Source organism: Longispora urticae (assembly GCF_053902585.1).
Genome location: NZ_JAQZSH010000028.1, coordinates 1 through 16,009, shown reverse-complemented (window position 1 = coordinate 16,009; position 16,009 = coordinate 1). Strand labels below are relative to the sequence as shown.

Genomic DNA, 16,009 nt, shown 5'->3' with positions numbered 1-16,009 from the left:
TCGCAGCGACACGCCCGGGGGGCCACCGGATTTCCGGGCGGGTCCGGGGAGGCGGCGGCCCCGATCGCGGGCCGTGCCCGGTGGCGTTCGCGCCGGGAGCCGGGCGACCGGTCCGGGGGCCACCGTGGCGGCCGCGGGGCCCGGCCGCCGGAAGTCGGCGCGAGCGCGCGAGTAGGGCCGGAGGCACCGCGCGGACCAGCCCGGGAGCGGAGCCGCCCACCCGGTGGCACGGCCCCGGGGTCAGCCCAGCAGCACGGCCAACTGGTGGCTCGGCGAGCGGTCCAGGCTGAACCGGGCCCGGTCGTACCGCCGGGTGGTGCGCGGGTCGGCGTGCCCCAGGAGGTCCTGCACGTCGCGGAGCGCCGCCCCGGCGTCCAGGGCCAGCGTGGCGCACGTGTGCCGCAGGTCGTGCGGGTGCAGCCGGTCGGCGAGGTGCGGGACGGCCACGGCGGCGAGCCTGCGGATCAGGCGCCACAGGGCGTGCCGGTCGAGGGGCTTGCCGGTCGCCGTACACAGGATGGGGCCTTCGCGGCGGTCGCCCAGGTAGTCGTCGATCGCGGCGGCGGCCCGGGGCGGCACAGCCATGGTCTGGCGTTTGCCGCCCTTGCGGGTCACGGTGAGCACCCGGTGGCCGCGCTGGTAGCTGAGGTCGGCGACGGTGGCCGTGCACAGCTCGCTGACCCGCAGGCCCAGGAGCAGGGACAACAGGACGATGACGGCGGCGCGGGGCGAGTGCGCCTCGGCGGCGGCGATCAGCTCGCCGGCCTCGGCGACCGTCAGGCCGGTGGACTGCACGTTGTCCCCGGCGGCGGGCCGACGGACCCGGGTCGCGGGGCTGCGGGTGATCAGGCCCTCGTCGACGGCGTAGGCGTAGAAGCCGGCGACGGCCGACATCCGGCGGCGGATCGTGGTCGCGGCGGCGCCGTCGCGGGTCTGCTGCTCGACGTAGGCGTCGAGGTGGGCGCGGGAACAGGCCAGCACGTCCACGTCGAGGGTCGCGCACCACCGGCCGAAGTGGGTCAGGTCCGCCGCGTACGCGGCGCGGGTGTTGCCCCGGTAGGCCAGCAGGAACGCGGCGGCGATCCGGGCGGCGGACGGGGTCTGGAAACCTACGGGCAGTGCTGCGGCGGCGGGGGCCAGCTCCATGGTGTCAAGACAACCACACCGCTGGGCCGGCCTCCCACCGCCCGCGCCGTCAGGAGCCGTCGACCGCGCTCAGGATCGCACTGCCACAGCAGCACAGCACGATGAGCGCCAGCGGGACGACCATCAGCAGGATGCCGGCGAGCTTGCCGGGCACCTCGACGGGCTGGGTGCCGATGGCGCCCTTCATGAACGTGATCGCCGGAGCGGCGTAGAACACGGGGACGCTGCCACCCGGGTGGACGGTCACCTGGATGACGGCCTGGCCGATCTTCCAGAGGTAGGGGACCCAGACCTCGATGGTGTGCGTGCCCGGCGGGACCGGGATGGGGTTGTCACCCCAGACGAGGTTGACCTGGTGGCCGTTGATCAAGGCCTTCGGCTTGAACATGGCCAACATGAAGGCCATCCACGTGTACTTGGTGTTGATCGTGATGCCCTGAGGCTGTTGAGGATGCACGAGGGTGGATGGTAGTGGATCCGCGCCACCCCGCTGGGCCGGGTGAGGTTGCCTCCCTTCGGCCTGCTTTGTCCACTCGGTCCGGACGGGTCAGCCGGTCGGCAGGGCCGCGGCGAGGTCCCGCAGGTCGGCGAGGGTCTGGTCCAGCCAGCCCTCCCCGAGTGACTCCGTGCCGCGCCACCGGGGCTTGGTGACCAGGTGGAACCGCAGGCCCGCGAGGACCTCCACGGCGTCGAGCCACGGTTCGGCCCCCAGGTCCTCCGGCGCGAGCGGCCGGACCTCGGCGTACCCGGAGAGGAAGTGTTCCCAGTGGGGAGAGCCGAAGGGGAAGTCCGCGACCGCGTACCCGTCGCCGGCCAGGTCGAAGTCGAACACGACGAGCTCGGGCTCGGCGTCGGTGCCGCCCACGATCGCGACGTTGTCCATCGTCGCGTCGCGGCCAGTATCCGGAGGCGGGCAACGGGATAAACCCTCAACCTCACGTTGAGCTTGACGTCAAGTACACGTTGAGGGTTGGGGTCTTTTCAGCGCGGCCGGCCTTCCAGGTATCCGACGAGGATGTCCTGGAAGGCCTTCGCCGCGTGCGAGGGTTCGACGTCGCGGCGGCGGGCGAGCGCGACGGTGCGGGGCACGCCGGGTGCGGCCAGGGGCGTGGCGTGCAGCCGGGGCCGGCCCGCGAGGACCATCCGGGGCACCAGGGCCACCCCGAGGCCGACCTCCACGAAGCCGAGTACCGCGTCCATCTCGCCGCCCTCGACCGCGAACGTCGGGGTGAAGCCGGCCTTCGCGCACGCCTCCAGGGTCGCGTCGCGCAGGTCGTAGCCGGGGCGGAACATCACCAGGTCCTGGTGCCGCAGGTCGGTGATCTCCAGTTCGCGGTGGTGCAGCGGCGACGCCGAGGCGACCACCAGGCTCTCGGTGAGCAGCGGCTCGGTGTGCAGGGTCGGGTCCGTGCCCGACTCCGGCAGGATGATCAGGGCGAGATCCAGGTCGCCGCCGGTCAGCGCGCGGACCAGATCCTGGGAGCCGCCCTCCTCGACCTGGAGCCGGATGTCCGGGTGGCGGTCCCGGAACAGCTTGAGGGTCTCGGCGGCCAGGGACGTGCACAGGCTCGGGGTGGCCCCCAGCCGCAGCCGGCCGGTCCGCAGGCCGATCAGGTCGCCGATCTCGTGCCGGGCGGTCTCGGCGTCGGCGACGATCCGCTGGGCCAGGGGCAGCAGCGCCTCGCCGGCCTCGGTGAGCGTGATCGCGCCCCGGTTGCGGTGGAACAGCGCCGCCCCGAGATCCTCCTCCAGAGTGTGAATCTGCTTACTCAGCGTGGGTTGAGTCACACCCACCGCCTCGGCCGCCTGGGTGAAATGCCGGGAATCTGCGACCGCGAGGAAGTACCGGAGCTGTTGGAGCTGCATGTCCATAGCCTAGAGGAATGGACCATGGACCCGCGATGCATTAGACGACTGACCGTTACGGCCCTAGCGTCAGACGATGTGGCAGTTATGACGAGGTCCAGGTCGTTGACGAGGTCGACGGTCGGCAAAAAAGCCGTGATGGCGGTGACGGGCGTACTGCTCGTCGGGTTCCTGTTCTTCCATGCGCTCGGGAACATGAAGGTGTTCCTCGGCGAGGAGTCCTTCGACCACTACTCGCACTGGCTGCGCACCCTCCTGACGCCGATCCTGCCGCACGAGGGCTTCCTGTGGCTGGCCAGGATCGGCCTGCTCGCCGCCGTCGGGCTGCACATCTGGTCGGCCACCTCCCTGGCGATCCGGGCGAGGAAGGCCCGGCCGGTGAAGTACGCGCACCGCAAGCCCGTGCAGGGCTCCTACGCCGCGCGCACCATGCGCTGGGGCGGCGTGATCGTCGTGCTGTTCGTGATCTACCACATCCTCGACCTCACCACCGGGCACCTGAACCCGGTCGGGGCGGCCGGCAAGCCCTACGGCAACGTGACCGCCGACTTCGCCCCGTCGCGCTGGTACGTGACCGCGTTCTACGTCCTGTCGATCGTCACGATCGGCTTCCACCTGCGCCACGGCCTCTGGAGCGCCCTCCAGACGCTCGGACGCAGCAACGCGCGGCGGGAGAAGTTCCTCAAGGGCGTCGCCCTCGGGTTCTCCGTCCTGCTGTGCGCGATGTTCCTGTCCGTGCCGTTCGCGGTCCTCACCGGATTGGTGAAATGACATGAACTTCTCTCTGGGTGAGCCGATCAAGGACACCAAGGCCCCCGAGGGGCCCGTCGAGACCCGCTGGGACAAGCGCCGGTTCGGCGCCAAGCTGGTCAACCCGGCCAACAAGCGCAAGCTGAAGGTCATCGTCGTCGGTACCGGCCTGGCCGGCGGGGCGGCGGCGGCGACCCTGGGCGAGCTCGGCTACCAGGTCGAGTCGTTCTGCTACCAGGACTCCCCCCGCCGGGCGCACTCCATCGCCGCGCAGGGCGGGATCAACGCCGCGAAGAACTACCGCAACGACGGCGACTCGATCCACCGGCTGTTCTACGACACGGTCAAGGGCGGCGACTTCCGGTCCCGCGAGTCGAACGTGCACCGCCTCGCGCAGATCTCCGTGGAGATCATCGACCAGTGCGTGGCGCAGGGCGTGCCGTTCGCGCGCGAGTACGGCGGCCTGCTCGACACCCGCTCCTTCGGCGGCGCGCAGGTGTCGCGCACGTTCTACGCCCGGGGGCAGACGGGCCAGCAGCTGCTGCTCGGCGCGTACCAGGCCCTCGAACGCCAGATCGCGGCCGGCACGGTGAAGATGCACTCCCGGCACGAGATGCTCGACCTGATCGTCATCGACGGCCGGGCCCGGGGCATCGTGGTCCGTGACCTGGTCACCGGCGAGGTCGGCACCCACTACGCCGACGCCGTGGTGCTGGCCTCCGGCGGGTACGGCAACGTGTTCTTCCTGTCCACCAACGCCAAGGGCTGCAACGTCACGGCCACCTGGCGGGCGCACCGGCGCGGCGCGTACTTCGCCAACCCGTGCTACACCCAGATCCACCCGACCTGCATCCCGGTGAGCGGCGAGCACCAGTCGAAGCTGACCCTGATGAGCGAGTCGCTCCGCAACGACGGCCGGGTCTGGGTGCCGCTGAAGGGCGGCGACCCCCGGCCCGCGAAGGACATCCCCGAGGCCGAGCGCGACTACTACCTCGAGCGGATCTACCCGGCGTTCGGCAACCTCGTGCCCCGCGACATCGCCTCGCGCGCCGCGAAGAACGTGTGCGACGAGGGCCGCGGCGTCGGCCCCGGCGGGCTCGGCGTCTACCTGGACTTCGCCTCCGCCATCGAGCGGCTCGGCCAGCCGGCCGTGGAGGCCAAGTACGGCAACCTGTTCGAGATGTACGCGCAGATCACCGGCGAGGACCCGTACAGCACGCCGATGCGGATCTACCCGGCCGTGCACTACACGATGGGCGGCCTGTGGGTCGACTACGACCTGCAGTCCACGATCCCGGGCCTGTTCGTCGCCGGTGAGGCCAACTTCTCCGACCACGGGGCCAACCGGCTCGGCGCGTCGGCGCTGATGCAGGGCCTGGCCGACGGGTACTTCGTCCTGCCGAACACGATCGGCGACTACCTGGCGGCGGGGCCGTTCGCTCCCGTCTCGGACGAGGCCCCGGAGGCGGCCGAGGCCCTGGCCAGGGTGCACGGCCAGATCGAGCGCCTGGTGAACAACGACGGCGACCGCACCGCCGACTCCTTCCACCGCGAGCTGGGCCAGCTCATGTGGGAGTACTGCGGCATGGAGCGCTCCGAGGCCGGCCTGCGCAAGGCGCTGGAACGCATCCCCGAGCTGCGCGCGGAGTTTTGGAAGCGCGTCAAGGTCTCCGGCACCGGCGAGGGCCTCAACCAGGCCCTGGAGCGCGCCGGGCGGGTCGTGGACTTCTTCGACCTGGCCGAGCTGATGTGCCTCGACGCGCTGGTGCGCACCGAGAGCTGCGGCGGGCACTTCCGCGCCGAGAGCCAGACCCCCGACGGGGAGGCCCAGCGCGACGACGAGAACTTCAGCTACGTCGCCGCCTGGGAGCACACCGGTACCGCGCCGGTGCTGCACAAGGAGGAGCTCGTGTTCGAGTACGTCAAGCCGTCGCAGAGGAGCTACAAGTAATGAACCTGACTCTGCGCATCTGGCGGCAGGCGGACTCCGACGCCAAGGGGAAGATGGTCAGCTACCAGGTGGCCGACGTGTCCCCGGACATGTCCTTCCTGGAGATGCTCGACGTCCTCAACGAGCAGCTGATCCTGGCCGGTGACGAGCCGGTCGCCTTCGACCACGACTGCCGCGAGGGCATCTGCGGCGCGTGCAGCCTGGTGATCAACGGGACGCCGCACGGCCCGAAGAAGGCCACGACGACCTGCCAGCTGCACATGCGGTCGTACAAGGACGGCGACACGATCGACATCGAGCCGTGGCGCGCCAAGCCGTTCCCGGTGATCAAGGACCTGGTCGTCGACCGCTCCGCCTTCGACAAGATCATCCAGGCGGGTGGCTTCATCTCGGCCCCCACCGGGTCGGCCCCCGACGCGCACGCCGCGCCGGTCGCCAAGCCCGACGCCGACGCCGCGTTCGAGGCCGCGACCTGCATCGGCTGCGGCGCGTGCGTGGCCGCGTGCCCGAACGGCTCCGGCATGCTGTTCACCGCCGCGAAGATCACCCACCTGGGGCTGCTCCCCCAGGGCCAGCCCGAGCGCGACGCCCGGGTGCTCGGCATGGTCGCCGCGCACGACGACCTGGACTTCGGCGGCTGCACCAACACCGGCGAGTGCACGGCCGTGTGCCCCAAGGGCATCCCGCTGGAGACGATCTCCCGACTGAACCGGGACTTCCTGAAGGCCAGCAAGGCATAACACCCTTCGACGGGTACTGACGTGGCGGGGGCCTCCGGGTCCCCGCCACGCGTGTGTCCGGCCCTGGCTGGCACTCCACCACGGTCGCGTTCCGCATCGGTCGGATGGGTGTCCGGTCAACCTGGTCCCTGCCATCCGCCTGCCCCGACCCAGGCGGGTGCCTGCCACCAGGGCGTTCGGTCTGGGTCGACTCCGCGCCACGCGGAATACCCGGCGTTGACTCACCACCACCCGGATACTTCGCCCTGGCACGACGGGGCCGAAGGCGTTGCCGGATCGCCGTCAAGCCCGTCGCCTGGGTGTGACCTGGCTGATCCGGGACACGCCCCCGGGCAGGTCCTGCCGATCATGGCGGCCGCGCAGGCCCCGGACCATGACCGGCAGGACCTGCCCGGGTTGAAGATCGACAGCGCGCTATAGCCTGGAGCCTCGGTTCGCGCGGTGGGAGGTTCGGGTAATGCGTGGAGGTCGGGCCGCCCTGAGTCTGGGCGCGGTGGTCGCGACCACCGCGATCGGCGCCGTCACCAATCTGCTCACCGGCCTGGCCGAGCAGGAGTGGGTCGGCCGCTTCGCGGTGCCGCTGGCGATCGGCGGGGTGATCGCTGTCGTGCTCGCCGTGGTGACCGGCCTGCGCCCGGGCGGTGCGCGGCGCGGTACCCGGTCCGGGTTCCAGGCGGTCGCGACCGCCTGCCCGGGCAGCGGCGTGATGCACCTCCTGGCCGTCACCCAGGCGGGCGGCCTCCTGGCCGCCACCTATCAGGAACCCGGGCGGTGGTCCGCCTGGCAGGACCTGCGGCCGCCGACCCCGGTGAAGGACGTCGCCGCCTCGGTGCCAGCCGCAGACCAGCTCGAAGTGGCGTGCGCGGACGTCGACGGGCAGGTCTGGACGGCGGTCCTGCAACTGTCGGGCGGCGCGCCGAGCTGGTCCAGGCTGCCCGGCAGCACGCGGAACGGCCGAATCGCGCGCCTCGCCGCGCTCAGCATGAGCCCGGGACACGGCGAGATCTTCGCGGTCGACGAGTACGGCGGCGTCGTGCACAACTGGCACCACCGGGACGGGGCCTGGCAGGCCGAGTGGACGAGAATGCGGCCGACCAGCGAATGCCGGGATATCGCGGCGTCGGTCCCGACGTCTAGCCTGATGGAGATCTTCGCGGTCGGCACGGGGCAGCGGATCCTGAACCACTGGTATGTGGCGGGCAGCGGCTGGCAGGAGTGGGCAGAGGGCTTCGAAGCCGGGCTCGGTCGGGCCTGCGTGGCCATGGACGTGCTGAACGGCTGGGACGAGCACCAGGAGGTGTTCGTCGTGCGCGCGGACGGCGGGATCAGCCATCGCGACCACTGGCAGGGGCACCCGAAGCCGGGTTGGCGGGACCTGGACGCCCCGGCGGAAATGCGGGACGTCGCCTGCGGCACTACCAGCACCGGCCACCTCGAGGTGATCGGCGTGAGCCGGGCCGGCGAACTGTGGCAGAAGTCCTACCCGAACGGGGCCGACTGGAGCGGGTGGCGCCCGGTGGGAATCAGGCGCGCCCCGGGCGAGCTGGCCTCAGCCGAGTAGCCGTGCCGGCCGCCGACGTGGACCGTCGGCGGGCGGGTCGGGTCCGCCCTCGGCCCGGAGGATCTACCGGTCCACCGGCGCCGGGTCGCCCGGGCCACGCTGGGCTCAGGGCGCGAAGATCCGGTCGAGGGCCCCGTCGAGGAGCCCCACGGCCTCCTCCGGCGTGAACGTCCCGATCAGCAGCGGTCCGACGAGCCCCTGGGTCAGCACGTACAGCGAGGTGGCCTCGGTCGCGGCGTCGATCCCGGCCCGCAGTTCACCGGCGGCCTCCGCCTCGGTGAACCAGCCGCGCAGGACGGCGAGGATCCGGGTGTAGCTGTCGTGCAGCAGCCGGGCGTAGGCCGGGTCGACGGTCGCGTAGGAGAAGAAGGCGATGGTGACCACGGCCTCGTGGCGGCTCGGGCCGTCGATCGGCATGGTGGCGCGCAGCGTGTGTCGGACCGTGGCGCGCCGCGTCGCGGGCTGCGGCAACAGGGCCATCTCGGCGGCGAGCCGGCGGCCGATCCGGTCGCGCAGGTGGCCGAGCGCGAACAGCAGCATCTCGTGCTTGGTGGCGAAGTAGTGCTGGACCGTCCCCAGCGACACGTCGGCCTGCCGGGCGACGTCGCGCAGGCTGACGGCCTCGATGCCCCGGTCGCCGATCACGGCGAAGACGGCCTCGGCGAGCGCTCGGCGCCGTTCCTCGTGGTCGACCTTCTTGGGCATCGGAGCTCCTTTCGCAATACGAGTGTATGATAAAAACGCGGTCATGGTGTGACCGCATCGCGAAACTCGGGAGGGACGCCATGACCGTGCGGTACGCGGCCAACAAAGACGTGAAGATCGCCTACGAGGTACTGGGCGACCCGACCACCGGCATCCCGCTACTGATGATCATGGGGCTCGACTACCAGATGGTGTGGTGGCCCGACGACTTCTGCGAGCGGCTGGTCGCCGCCGGGTTCGCCGTCGCCCGGTTCGACAACCGCGACACCGGGCTGTCCACGCACTTCGCCAAGGGCGACTCCTACACCGGCAACGACATGGTCGACGACGCGCTCGCCGTACTCGACGCCGTCGGCTGGTCCGACGCCAACGTGTTCGGCGCGTCCCTGGGCGCGGCCATCGGCCAGGCCCTGACCCTGCTGCACCCCGAACGCGTCCGTTCCCTGGTCAGCGTCATGGGCACCCCCGTCACGGCCGGCACCCTGCGGACCCTGCGCTACGTCCGGTTCGGCACCGTGGCCAAGCTCGCCCGGCTGCCCAGGGCCAGCACCCGCGAGCAGGAGATCGACAACCTCGTCTCCGTGTACCGCACCGTCGCCTCGCCCGGCTACCCGTTCCCCGAGGCCTGGGCCCGGAAGGTCGCCACGCTCAGCCACGACCGGCACCCCCGCGACCCCGGCACCACGGTGCGCCAGAACGCCGCGAGCCGCCGGTTCACGGTCCCGCCGCTGAGTACCGTCACCCGCCCGACCGTCGTCATCGCCGGGGCCGAGGATCCGCTGGTCCGGCCTGCGGCCGGGCGCGACACCGCCCGCCAGATCCCCGGCGCGTCCTTCGTCAGCTACCCCGGCATGGGGCACAACCTGCCCGAGGAGCTCTGGCCCGACATCATCGAGCGGACCCGGGCCGTCGCCCGCTAGAACGGGGCCGACCCGCGTGCGGACGCGGCTGATCCCGGTTCTCGGGGAACTGCCTCAGACGCACGAGGCCGACCCGCGCGTGGCCGCGGCCCGGAGCGCCGCTGCGCGCCGCGAACTGACCCCGCGCCACGAAGAACGACGCGCCGCCCGGGATCTCGGCTGGCGACACCGGCGGTCGGTCAAGGTGGGCGGTCGAGCCCCCGCCACGGACGCGGCGAGGGCCCCGAGGCGACTAGTGCCGGTAGCCGTAGCGGCCGCCGTGCCGGTAACCGTGCCCACCGTGCCGGTAGCCGTGGCCGTAGCCCGGGCCGTGGCCGTAGTGCGGCGGGGGCGGCGGGTAGCCGTGGTGGCCGTAGTGGCCGTGTCCGCCGTAGTGCTTGCCGAATATCTTCCGCATGATGCGGTACTTGATCGATCGTTTGATGTGCTTGAACAGACCCATGCAGCCAACTATGACCGGCGTCCGCCACCCCGCAAAGTCGTCGATCGGGCAGCGGTCCCGGGCCCCGGGACACGTCACCAGACACCGTGGCAAAGCATCGCCGACCCGGACACCGCGGGACGGCTCACCCCTCCGACGACGGCTTCGAAAAAAGTTCCGGCGCGGATGTCGAGAACCCGTGGCCGGCTCCGTCCCTGCTGTGAGAGCGACGAGAATGGGTCGCGACAGTGCGAAGGAGAACCACAATGGCGAAGTACCTGCTGCTCAAGCACTACCGGGGTGCCCCGGCCGCCGTGAACGACGTGGCCATGGACCAGTGGACGCCGGAGGAGATCACGGACCACATCCAGTACATGCGCGACTTCGCGGCACGGCTGGAGGGGACCGGCGAGTACGTCGACGGCCAGGCCCTGGCCCCCGAGGGCCTGTGGGTCCGGTACGACGGCGAGGGCCGCCCGCCGGTCACCGACGGCCCGTTCGCCGAGACCAAGGACCTCATCGCCGGCTGGATGATCATCGACGTCGACAGCCAGGAGCGCGCCGTCGAGCTCGCCGGGGAACTGTCGGCGGCCCCCGGCGCGGGCGGCAAGCCGATCCACGAGTGGCTCGAGGTGCGCCCGTTCTACGGCGAGTCCCCCACCATCACCGAATGAGTACCGAGGTGGACGGGATTCTTCTCCGGAGCCTCACCCCCAGCGTGCTCGCGATCCTCGTCCGCCGCGGAGCCGACTTCGCGGCGGCCGAGGACGCGGTGCAGGACGCGCTGGTCGAGGCCCTCCGGGTCTGGCCGGCCGACCCGCCCCGGGATCCGAAGGGCTGGCTGGTCACCGCCGCCTGGCGCAAGTTCCTCGACGCGACCCGCGCGGACACCGCCCGCCGCCGGCGGGAGGACCTCGTCGACGAGGAACCGGCGCCCGGGCCCACGCCGGCGGTCGACGACACGCTCCAGCTGTACTTCCTGTGCGCCCATCCGTCGCTGACCCCGTCGTCGGCGGTCGCGCTCACCCTGCGCGCCGTCGGTGGGCTGACCACCCGCCAGATCGCGGACGCGTACCTGGTGCCCGAGGCGACCATGGCGCAGCGGATCAGCCGGGCCAAGCGCACGGTCTCGGGCGTGCGGTTCGACCAGCCCGGCGACGTCGCCACCGTGCTGCGGGTCCTCTACCTGGTCTTCAACGAGGGCTACTCCGGGGACGTGGACCTCGCCGCCGAGGCGGTCCGCCTCACCCGGCAGCTCGCGGCGGCGATCGACCATCCCGAGGTGGCGGGGCTGCTGGCCCTGATGCTCCTGCACCACGCCCGGCGCGCCGCCCGGACCACGCCCGACGGCAGCCTGGTGCCGCTCGCCGAGCAGGACCGCGGCCGGTGGGACACCGCGGTGATCAGCGAGGGGGTCGAGGTCCTCCAGGCGGCGCTCGCCCGGGACCGGCTGGGCGAGTACCAGGCCCAGGCGGCCATCGCGGCACTGCACGCCGACGCGCCGACCGCCGGGGAGACCGACTGGGTGCAGATCGTCGAGTGGTACGACGAGCTCGCGCGCCTCACCGGCAGCCCGGTCGTCCGGCTCAACCGCGCGGTCGCCGTGGGCGAGGCGGACGGGCCGCGCGCCGGTCTGGCGGCACTCGCGGCGCTGGACGGATCGTTGCCCCGGCACACGGCGGTGGAGGCGTACCTGCGGGAGCGCGACGGGGACCTGACGGCGGCGGCCCGGCTGTACGCGGAGGCGGCCCGGAAGGCGGCCAACCTCGCCGAACGCGAGCATCTGACCCGCCAGGCGGCCCGGCTCAACGCCCGCCGGATGCCCTGACGGAAGCGGCGGCCGTGGTCAGGGGCGAGGGGCGAAGGGGGCACCCGGGTGGCGGGCCGCGCCGCAGGAGGACTGGACTGTCGGCCTGTCTACGGACGGCGGGCGGTCAGTGCCGGACCAGCACCCGCTCCACCGCGTGGTCCGCGCCCTTCCGCAGCACCAGGTTCGCCCGGCTGCGGGTCGGCTGGATGTTCTCCACCAGGTTGACCTCGTTGATCTCCCGGAAGATCCGCTGCGCGGTGGCCTCGGCGTCGGTGTCGCTGAGGGAGGCGTACCGGTGGAAGAACGACGCCGGGTCGGCGAACGCGGTCCGGCGCAGGGTCAGGAACCGTTCCATGTACCAGCGGCGGACGTGCTCCAGGCGCGCGTCCACGTAGATGGAGAAGTCAAAGAAGTCGGACACGGCGAGCTGGCTGCGCTTGTTCGGGCCGGTCCGGGGCGGCTGGAGCACGTTGATGCCCTCGACGATCAGCACGTCGGGGCGGGCGATGACGACCCGCTCGTCGGGGAGCACGTCGTAGGCCAGGTGCGAGTACACCGGGGCGGAGACCTTGTCCGCGCCGCCCTTGACGGCCGCGAGGAACCGGCGCAACGCGCGGGCGTTGTACGACTCGGGGAACCCCTTGCGGCTCATCAGCCCCCGGCGCTCCAGCTCCGCGTTGGGCAGCAGGAAACCGTCGGTGGTGATCAGCTCGACGTTGGGGTGGCCGGGGCCGCGGGACAGCAGTTCGCGGAGCACCCGGGCGACCGTGGACTTGCCGACCGCCACCCCGCCGGCGATGCCGATCACGAACGGGGCGTGCGGCGGGCCGGGGGTGTCGACGCTGGCCAGGAGCGTGTCGAGGGCGTTCTGCCGGGCCTGGGTGCCCGTCGCGTACGCCTCCACGAGCAGCGCCACGGGCAGCAGCACCTGGGCGAGCTCGGCGGCGTCGAGGCGGTCCCCGAGGCTGCGCAGCGGTTCGAGCTCGGCCGGGGTGAGCCGCGACGACCAGCCGGCCGCGAGCCGGGCGAGAGCCGATCGTTCCAGCTCCCACCAGGGCGCGGGCGGCGCCGCCGTCTCGGCGAGGAAGGTCATGGCCCCCATCGTGTCACCGGAGGACACCGCCGTGAACAAAGTGTGAATTACCTCGCCTCCGGGCGTTGCGGCGTGTCGCGCGCCACACCGGGCGGCGGCCGTGCGGGGGCGCCCGGACGGCCCGGGGGCCCGTGGACCGGTGCGGGACGGCCAGGGAGCGCGCGGACGCCACCGGAGCGCGCGGGGAAGCTCGGTCGGACCGTGTGGGGACGCGTACCCGGCGAATTTTTTGCCTGGGTGTCGATCTGTGCGGTCGTCGTTCGTCGTCATGCTGTGAGGCGACCCCGCCCCGCGAGGACCACAGGAGTGACACCGTGAAGTACATGATGTTGATCTACGCCGCCGCGCAGCCCGAGGACGCGAGCCTGTGCACCCCGCCGGTGTTCGAGGACTGGATGGCCTACGACAAGGAGGTCCAGGAGGCGGGCATCTTCGTCGCCGGACACTCCCTGGCGGACCTGACCACGGCCACGACCGTCCGGGTCGGCGACGCCGGGGACCGCACGGTCACCGACGGGCCGTTCGCCGAGACCCGGGAGGTGCTCGGCGGCTACTACGTCATCGACGTCGCGGACCTCGACGCCGCGCTGGACTGGGCCGCCCGCTGCCCGGGGTCGCGCGGCGGCGGCACGATCGAGGTCCGGCCGGTCGCCGACTTCGAGGGCTGACGGCGATGGACGAGCGGGCGGCCGCATCCGTCGAGGCGGTGTTCCGCGAGGAACGCGGCCGGCTGCTGGCCGCCCTCGTCCACCGCTTCGGCGACCTGGACCTGGCCGAGGAGGTGGCCTCGGAGGCGATCGAGGCGGCGCTGACGCACTGGCCGGTCGACGGCGTGCCCACCCGGCCGGGGGCCTGGCTGCTGACCACGGCGCGGCGCAAGGCCGTCGACCGGCTCCGCCGGGACAAGGCGTACGCCGCCCGGTTGGCGATCCTGCAGGCCGAGGCCGACCGGGCCGATCCGGCACCGCCCGCCGACGCCGACGGGGAGCTGCCCGACGAGCGCCTGCGGCTGTTCTTCACCTGCGCGCACCCGGCGCTGCCCGCCGAGGACAGGGCCGCGCTGACGTTGCGCTGTCTGGCGGACCTGACCACCGTCGAGGTGGCGCGGGCGTTCCTGGTGCCGGCCGCGACCATGGCGCAGCGGATCGTGCGGGCCAAGAAGAAGATCCGCGACACCCGGATCCCGTTCCGGGTGCCCGGCGCCGACGAGCTGCCCGAACGCCTGCCCGGCGTGCTCCAGGTGGTCTATTCGATCTTCACCGAGGGGTACGCGGCCAGCTCCGGCCCCACCCTGCAACGCCTGGACCTCGCCGAGGAGGCCGTCCGCCTCGCCCGGATCCTCCGCCGCCTGCTGCCCGCCGAACGCGAGGTCGCCGGCCTGCTCGGCCTGCTGCTGCTCGTGCACGCCCGCCGCGCCGCCCGGACCGGCCCGGACGGCGCCCCCGTGCTCCTCGCCGACCAGGACCGGGCGCTGTGGGACCGCCCGATGATCGAGGAGGGCGGCGCCCTGGTGTTCGCGGCGCTGACCGGCGGCCCGCCCGGCCCGTACGGGGTGCAGGCCGCCATCGCCGCCCTGCACGACGAGGCCCCCGACGTGGCGGGCACGGACTGGCCGCAGATCGTCGCGCTCTACGACGTGCTCCTCGGCCTCACCCCGTCGCCGGTCGTCGCGCTGAACCGGGCGGCGGCGGTGGCGATGCGCGACGGGCCGCAGGCGGGGCTGGCCCTGCTCGACGCGCTGGCCGACGAGCCGAAGCTGCGCGGGTACCACCTGTACCCGGCGACCCGGGCCGACCTGCTCCGCCAGCTGGGGCGGGGGCCCGAGGCCGCGGCGGCGTACCGGGAGGCGCTGGAGCTGGCCGGGACGGAGCCCGAGCGGGAGCATCTGCGGCGCAGACTGGCGTCGGTGGAGGAGCCGGCGACCGACGACCACGTGGCCGACTGATCCGGCCCCGGTTCCGCGAGGCGGGTCTCCGCAGGTCCGAGCACCTGAGTGGCGTCCGGGGCGGGACCCGACCGGACCGGGCACAGGATGTCGGGTCCGCCCGGGTGCGGTCCTCCTAGGCTCGGTGGCACAAGGAAGGGAGGCCGGGAGTGCTGGAACCGCTGAACCGGGCCATGGACCACCTCGAGGCCCATCTCGACCAGCCGGTCGACACGGCCGAGCTGGCCCGGATCGCCGTCACGTCCGAGTACCACCTGCGGCGGTTGTTCGCGGCCCTGGCGGGCGTCGGCCTGGCCGAGTACGTGCGGCGCCGGCGGCTCACCGTCGCCGGGGCCGAGGTGCTCGCCGGGGACCGGACCCTGCTGGACATCGCCGTGCGGTACGGCTACGGGTCGGGCGAGGCGTTCGCGCGCGCGTTCCGCGCCCTGCACGGCGTCGGCCCCGGGGAGGCCCGCCGCACGGGCGCGGCCCTGTACTCCCAGCCCCGGATGACCTTCCGTCTCGTCGTCGAAGGGAGCAGTGGCATGCGGTACCGGATCGTGGAGCGGGAGGCGTTCACCGTGGTCGGCAGGAGGGCGCGGGTGCCGCTCGTGCACGAGGGCATGAACCCGGCGATCGTCGCGTTCATCCGCGGCCTCGGGAGGGACACCCTCGACCGGATCGCCGCCCTGGCCGACGGGGAGCCCGCCGGGATCGTCGCGGTCACCGACAACCTGGCCGAGGGGCGCGCCGAGGGCACCGAACTCGACTACTGGCACGGGGCGGTGACGTCGGCCGCCGCGCCGGAGGACATGGAGACGCTGACCGTGCCGGCCGGCACGTGGGCCGTGTTCGACAGTTCCGGGGAGTTCCCGCGCGCGTTGCAGTACCTGTGGCGGGACGTGTACACCCAGTGGTTCCCGTCGAACCCGTACCGGAGCGTGCCCGGCCCGGAGGTGCTGTCGACCCGGCTGTCGCAGGACGGCGCGCACGCCGACGCGCAGTTGTGGATCCCGGTGGAGCGGGTGACGGACTGACAGCCCCGACGCGGACCGACGGGCCCCGGAGCAGTCACATGCTCCGGGGCCCGTCGGTCGGGGCGGGGCCCCGGCCCCCGCCCCC

17 protein-coding genes are annotated in these 16,009 nt (G+C 72.6%); 10 read left to right on the top strand and 7 right to left on the bottom strand.

Going from position 1 to position 16,009, the window contains the following annotated elements:
• Positions 1 to 240 precede the first annotated feature (240 nt).
• The 4 genes from PT931_RS18010 to PT931_RS17995 all read right to left on the bottom strand — a co-directional run bounded on the left by PT931_RS18010 (position 241) and on the right by PT931_RS17995 (position 3,018).
• Positions 241 to 1,146, bottom strand: a complete 906-nt coding sequence (locus PT931_RS18010) for a tyrosine-type recombinase/integrase (RefSeq protein WP_456246889.1) — start codon at positions 1,144 to 1,146, stop codon at positions 241 to 243.
• A gap of 49 nt (positions 1,147 to 1,195) precedes the next feature.
• Positions 1,196 to 1,603 carry a hypothetical protein gene (locus PT931_RS18005; RefSeq protein ID WP_456246888.1) on the bottom strand — a complete coding sequence of 136 codons (408 nt, stop codon included), beginning with the start codon at positions 1,601 to 1,603 and terminating at the stop codon, positions 1,196 to 1,198.
• A 90-nt stretch (positions 1,604 to 1,693) separates the two neighbouring features.
• The gene (locus tag PT931_RS18000) at positions 1,694 to 2,029 is read right to left on the bottom strand and encodes a hypothetical protein (protein ID WP_456246887.1); all 336 of its coding nucleotides are present in this window, start codon (positions 2,027 to 2,029) and stop codon (positions 1,694 to 1,696) included.
• Between the two features lie 98 nt (positions 2,030 to 2,127).
• Positions 2,128 to 3,018 carry a LysR family transcriptional regulator gene (locus PT931_RS17995; RefSeq protein WP_456246886.1) on the bottom strand — a complete coding sequence of 297 codons (891 nt, stop codon included), beginning with the start codon at positions 3,016 to 3,018 and terminating at the stop codon, positions 2,128 to 2,130.
• Between the two features lie 81 nt (positions 3,019 to 3,099).
• On the opposite strand from PT931_RS17995, the gene PT931_RS17990 reads away from it, so the two are divergent.
• The 4 genes from PT931_RS17990 (at position 3,100) to PT931_RS17975 (ending at position 8,014) form a co-directional block, all read left to right on the top strand.
• Positions 3,100 to 3,783 carry a succinate dehydrogenase cytochrome b subunit gene (locus PT931_RS17990; RefSeq protein ID WP_456246885.1) on the top strand — a complete coding sequence of 228 codons (684 nt, stop codon included), beginning with the start codon at positions 3,100 to 3,102 and terminating at the stop codon, positions 3,781 to 3,783.
• Position 3,784: 1 nt separating this feature from the next.
• Complete coding sequence (locus tag PT931_RS17985; protein WP_456246884.1) at positions 3,785 to 5,713, top strand: fumarate reductase/succinate dehydrogenase flavoprotein subunit; 1,929 nt, start codon at positions 3,785 to 3,787, stop codon at positions 5,711 to 5,713.
• The gene (locus tag PT931_RS17980) at positions 5,713 to 6,453 is read left to right on the top strand and encodes a succinate dehydrogenase/fumarate reductase iron-sulfur subunit (RefSeq protein ID WP_456246883.1); all 741 of its coding nucleotides are present in this window, start codon (positions 5,713 to 5,715) and stop codon (positions 6,451 to 6,453) included. The genes PT931_RS17985 and PT931_RS17980 overlap by 1 nt, the downstream gene beginning before the upstream one ends.
• A gap of 457 nt (positions 6,454 to 6,910) precedes the next feature.
• Positions 6,911 to 8,014: a hypothetical protein gene (locus PT931_RS17975; protein WP_456246882.1), complete on the top strand. Its 1,104-nt coding sequence runs from the start codon at positions 6,911 to 6,913 to the stop codon at positions 8,012 to 8,014.
• A 105-nt stretch (positions 8,015 to 8,119) separates the two neighbouring features.
• Here PT931_RS17975 and PT931_RS17970 read toward each other — a convergent pair whose 3' ends face one another.
• Positions 8,120 to 8,719, bottom strand: a complete 600-nt coding sequence (locus PT931_RS17970; protein WP_456246881.1) for a TetR/AcrR family transcriptional regulator — start codon at positions 8,717 to 8,719, stop codon at positions 8,120 to 8,122.
• Between the two features lie 80 nt (positions 8,720 to 8,799).
• Between PT931_RS17970 and PT931_RS17965 the strand changes: the two genes are divergently transcribed.
• The gene (locus PT931_RS17965) at positions 8,800 to 9,639 is read left to right on the top strand and encodes an alpha/beta fold hydrolase (RefSeq protein WP_456246880.1); all 840 of its coding nucleotides are present in this window, start codon (positions 8,800 to 8,802) and stop codon (positions 9,637 to 9,639) included.
• A 232-nt stretch (positions 9,640 to 9,871) separates the two neighbouring features.
• On the opposite strand, the gene PT931_RS17960 is transcribed toward PT931_RS17965, so the two are convergent.
• Positions 9,872 to 10,081 (bottom strand): hypothetical protein, encoded by a 210-nt coding sequence (locus PT931_RS17960; protein ID WP_363722479.1) that lies wholly within the window; start codon positions 10,079 to 10,081, stop codon positions 9,872 to 9,874.
• A 245-nt stretch (positions 10,082 to 10,326) separates the two neighbouring features.
• On the opposite strand from PT931_RS17960, the gene PT931_RS17955 reads away from it, so the two are divergent.
• Entirely contained in the window at positions 10,327 to 10,734 is a 408-nt protein-coding gene (locus PT931_RS17955) for a YciI family protein (RefSeq protein ID WP_456246879.1), read from the top strand.
• A gap of 8 nt (positions 10,735 to 10,742) precedes the next feature.
• Positions 10,743 to 11,888, top strand: coding sequence for an RNA polymerase sigma factor (locus PT931_RS17950; protein ID WP_456247114.1), 1,146 nt, complete (start codon positions 10,743 to 10,745; stop codon positions 11,886 to 11,888).
• Between the two features lie 106 nt (positions 11,889 to 11,994).
• Here PT931_RS17950 and coaA read toward each other — a convergent pair whose 3' ends face one another.
• On the bottom strand, positions 11,995 to 12,963 hold the full coding sequence (coaA, locus tag PT931_RS17945; RefSeq protein WP_456246878.1) for a type I pantothenate kinase: 969 nt from the start codon (positions 12,961 to 12,963) through the stop codon (positions 11,995 to 11,997).
• 323 nt (positions 12,964 to 13,286) lie between these two features.
• Between coaA and PT931_RS17940 the strand changes: the two genes are divergently transcribed.
• From PT931_RS17940 to PT931_RS17930, 3 genes are all read left to right on the top strand, one after another.
• A complete protein-coding gene (locus PT931_RS17940) occupies positions 13,287 to 13,631 on the top strand; it encodes a YciI family protein (RefSeq protein WP_456246877.1) in 345 nt (114 codons plus the stop codon).
• Between the two features lie 5 nt (positions 13,632 to 13,636).
• A complete protein-coding gene (locus PT931_RS17935) occupies positions 13,637 to 14,908 on the top strand; it encodes an RNA polymerase sigma factor (protein WP_456246876.1) in 1,272 nt (423 codons plus the stop codon).
• A 149-nt stretch (positions 14,909 to 15,057) separates the two neighbouring features.
• Complete coding sequence (locus PT931_RS17930) at positions 15,058 to 15,924, top strand: effector binding domain-containing protein (RefSeq protein WP_456246875.1); 867 nt, start codon at positions 15,058 to 15,060, stop codon at positions 15,922 to 15,924.
• The last annotated feature ends 85 nt before the right edge of the window (positions 15,925 to 16,009 follow it).

Bases quoted from the DNA above. Each gene is read 5' to 3' on its own strand.
- PT931_RS18010 (WP_456246889.1), bottom strand. From the start codon at position 1,146: ATGGAGCTGGCCCCCGCCGCCGCAGCACTGCCCGTAGGTTTCCAGACC.
- PT931_RS18000 (WP_456246887.1), bottom strand. From the start codon at position 2,029: ATGGACAACGTCGCGATCGTGGGCGGCACCGACGCCGAGCCCGAGCTC.
- PT931_RS17995 (WP_456246886.1), bottom strand. From the start codon at position 3,018: ATGGACATGCAGCTCCAACAGCTCCGGTACTTCCTCGCGGTCGCAGAT.
- PT931_RS17990 (WP_456246885.1), top strand. From the start codon at position 3,100: ATGACGAGGTCCAGGTCGTTGACGAGGTCGACGGTCGGCAAAAAAGCC.
- PT931_RS17985 (WP_456246884.1), top strand. From the start codon at position 3,785: ATGAACTTCTCTCTGGGTGAGCCGATCAAGGACACCAAGGCCCCCGAG.
- PT931_RS17980 (WP_456246883.1), top strand. From the start codon at position 5,713: ATGAACCTGACTCTGCGCATCTGGCGGCAGGCGGACTCCGACGCCAAG.
- PT931_RS17975 (WP_456246882.1), top strand. From the start codon at position 6,911: ATGCGTGGAGGTCGGGCCGCCCTGAGTCTGGGCGCGGTGGTCGCGACC.
- PT931_RS17970 (WP_456246881.1), bottom strand. From the start codon at position 8,719: ATGCCCAAGAAGGTCGACCACGAGGAACGGCGCCGAGCGCTCGCCGAG.
- PT931_RS17965 (WP_456246880.1), top strand. From the start codon at position 8,800: ATGACCGTGCGGTACGCGGCCAACAAAGACGTGAAGATCGCCTACGAG.
- PT931_RS17960 (WP_363722479.1), bottom strand. From the start codon at position 10,081: ATGGGTCTGTTCAAGCACATCAAACGATCGATCAAGTACCGCATCATG.
- PT931_RS17955 (WP_456246879.1), top strand. From the start codon at position 10,327: ATGGCGAAGTACCTGCTGCTCAAGCACTACCGGGGTGCCCCGGCCGCC.
- coaA (WP_456246878.1), bottom strand. From the start codon at position 12,963: ATGACCTTCCTCGCCGAGACGGCGGCGCCGCCCGCGCCCTGGTGGGAG.
- PT931_RS17940 (WP_456246877.1), top strand. From the start codon at position 13,287: ATGATGTTGATCTACGCCGCCGCGCAGCCCGAGGACGCGAGCCTGTGC.
- PT931_RS17935 (WP_456246876.1), top strand. From the start codon at position 13,637: ATGGACGAGCGGGCGGCCGCATCCGTCGAGGCGGTGTTCCGCGAGGAA.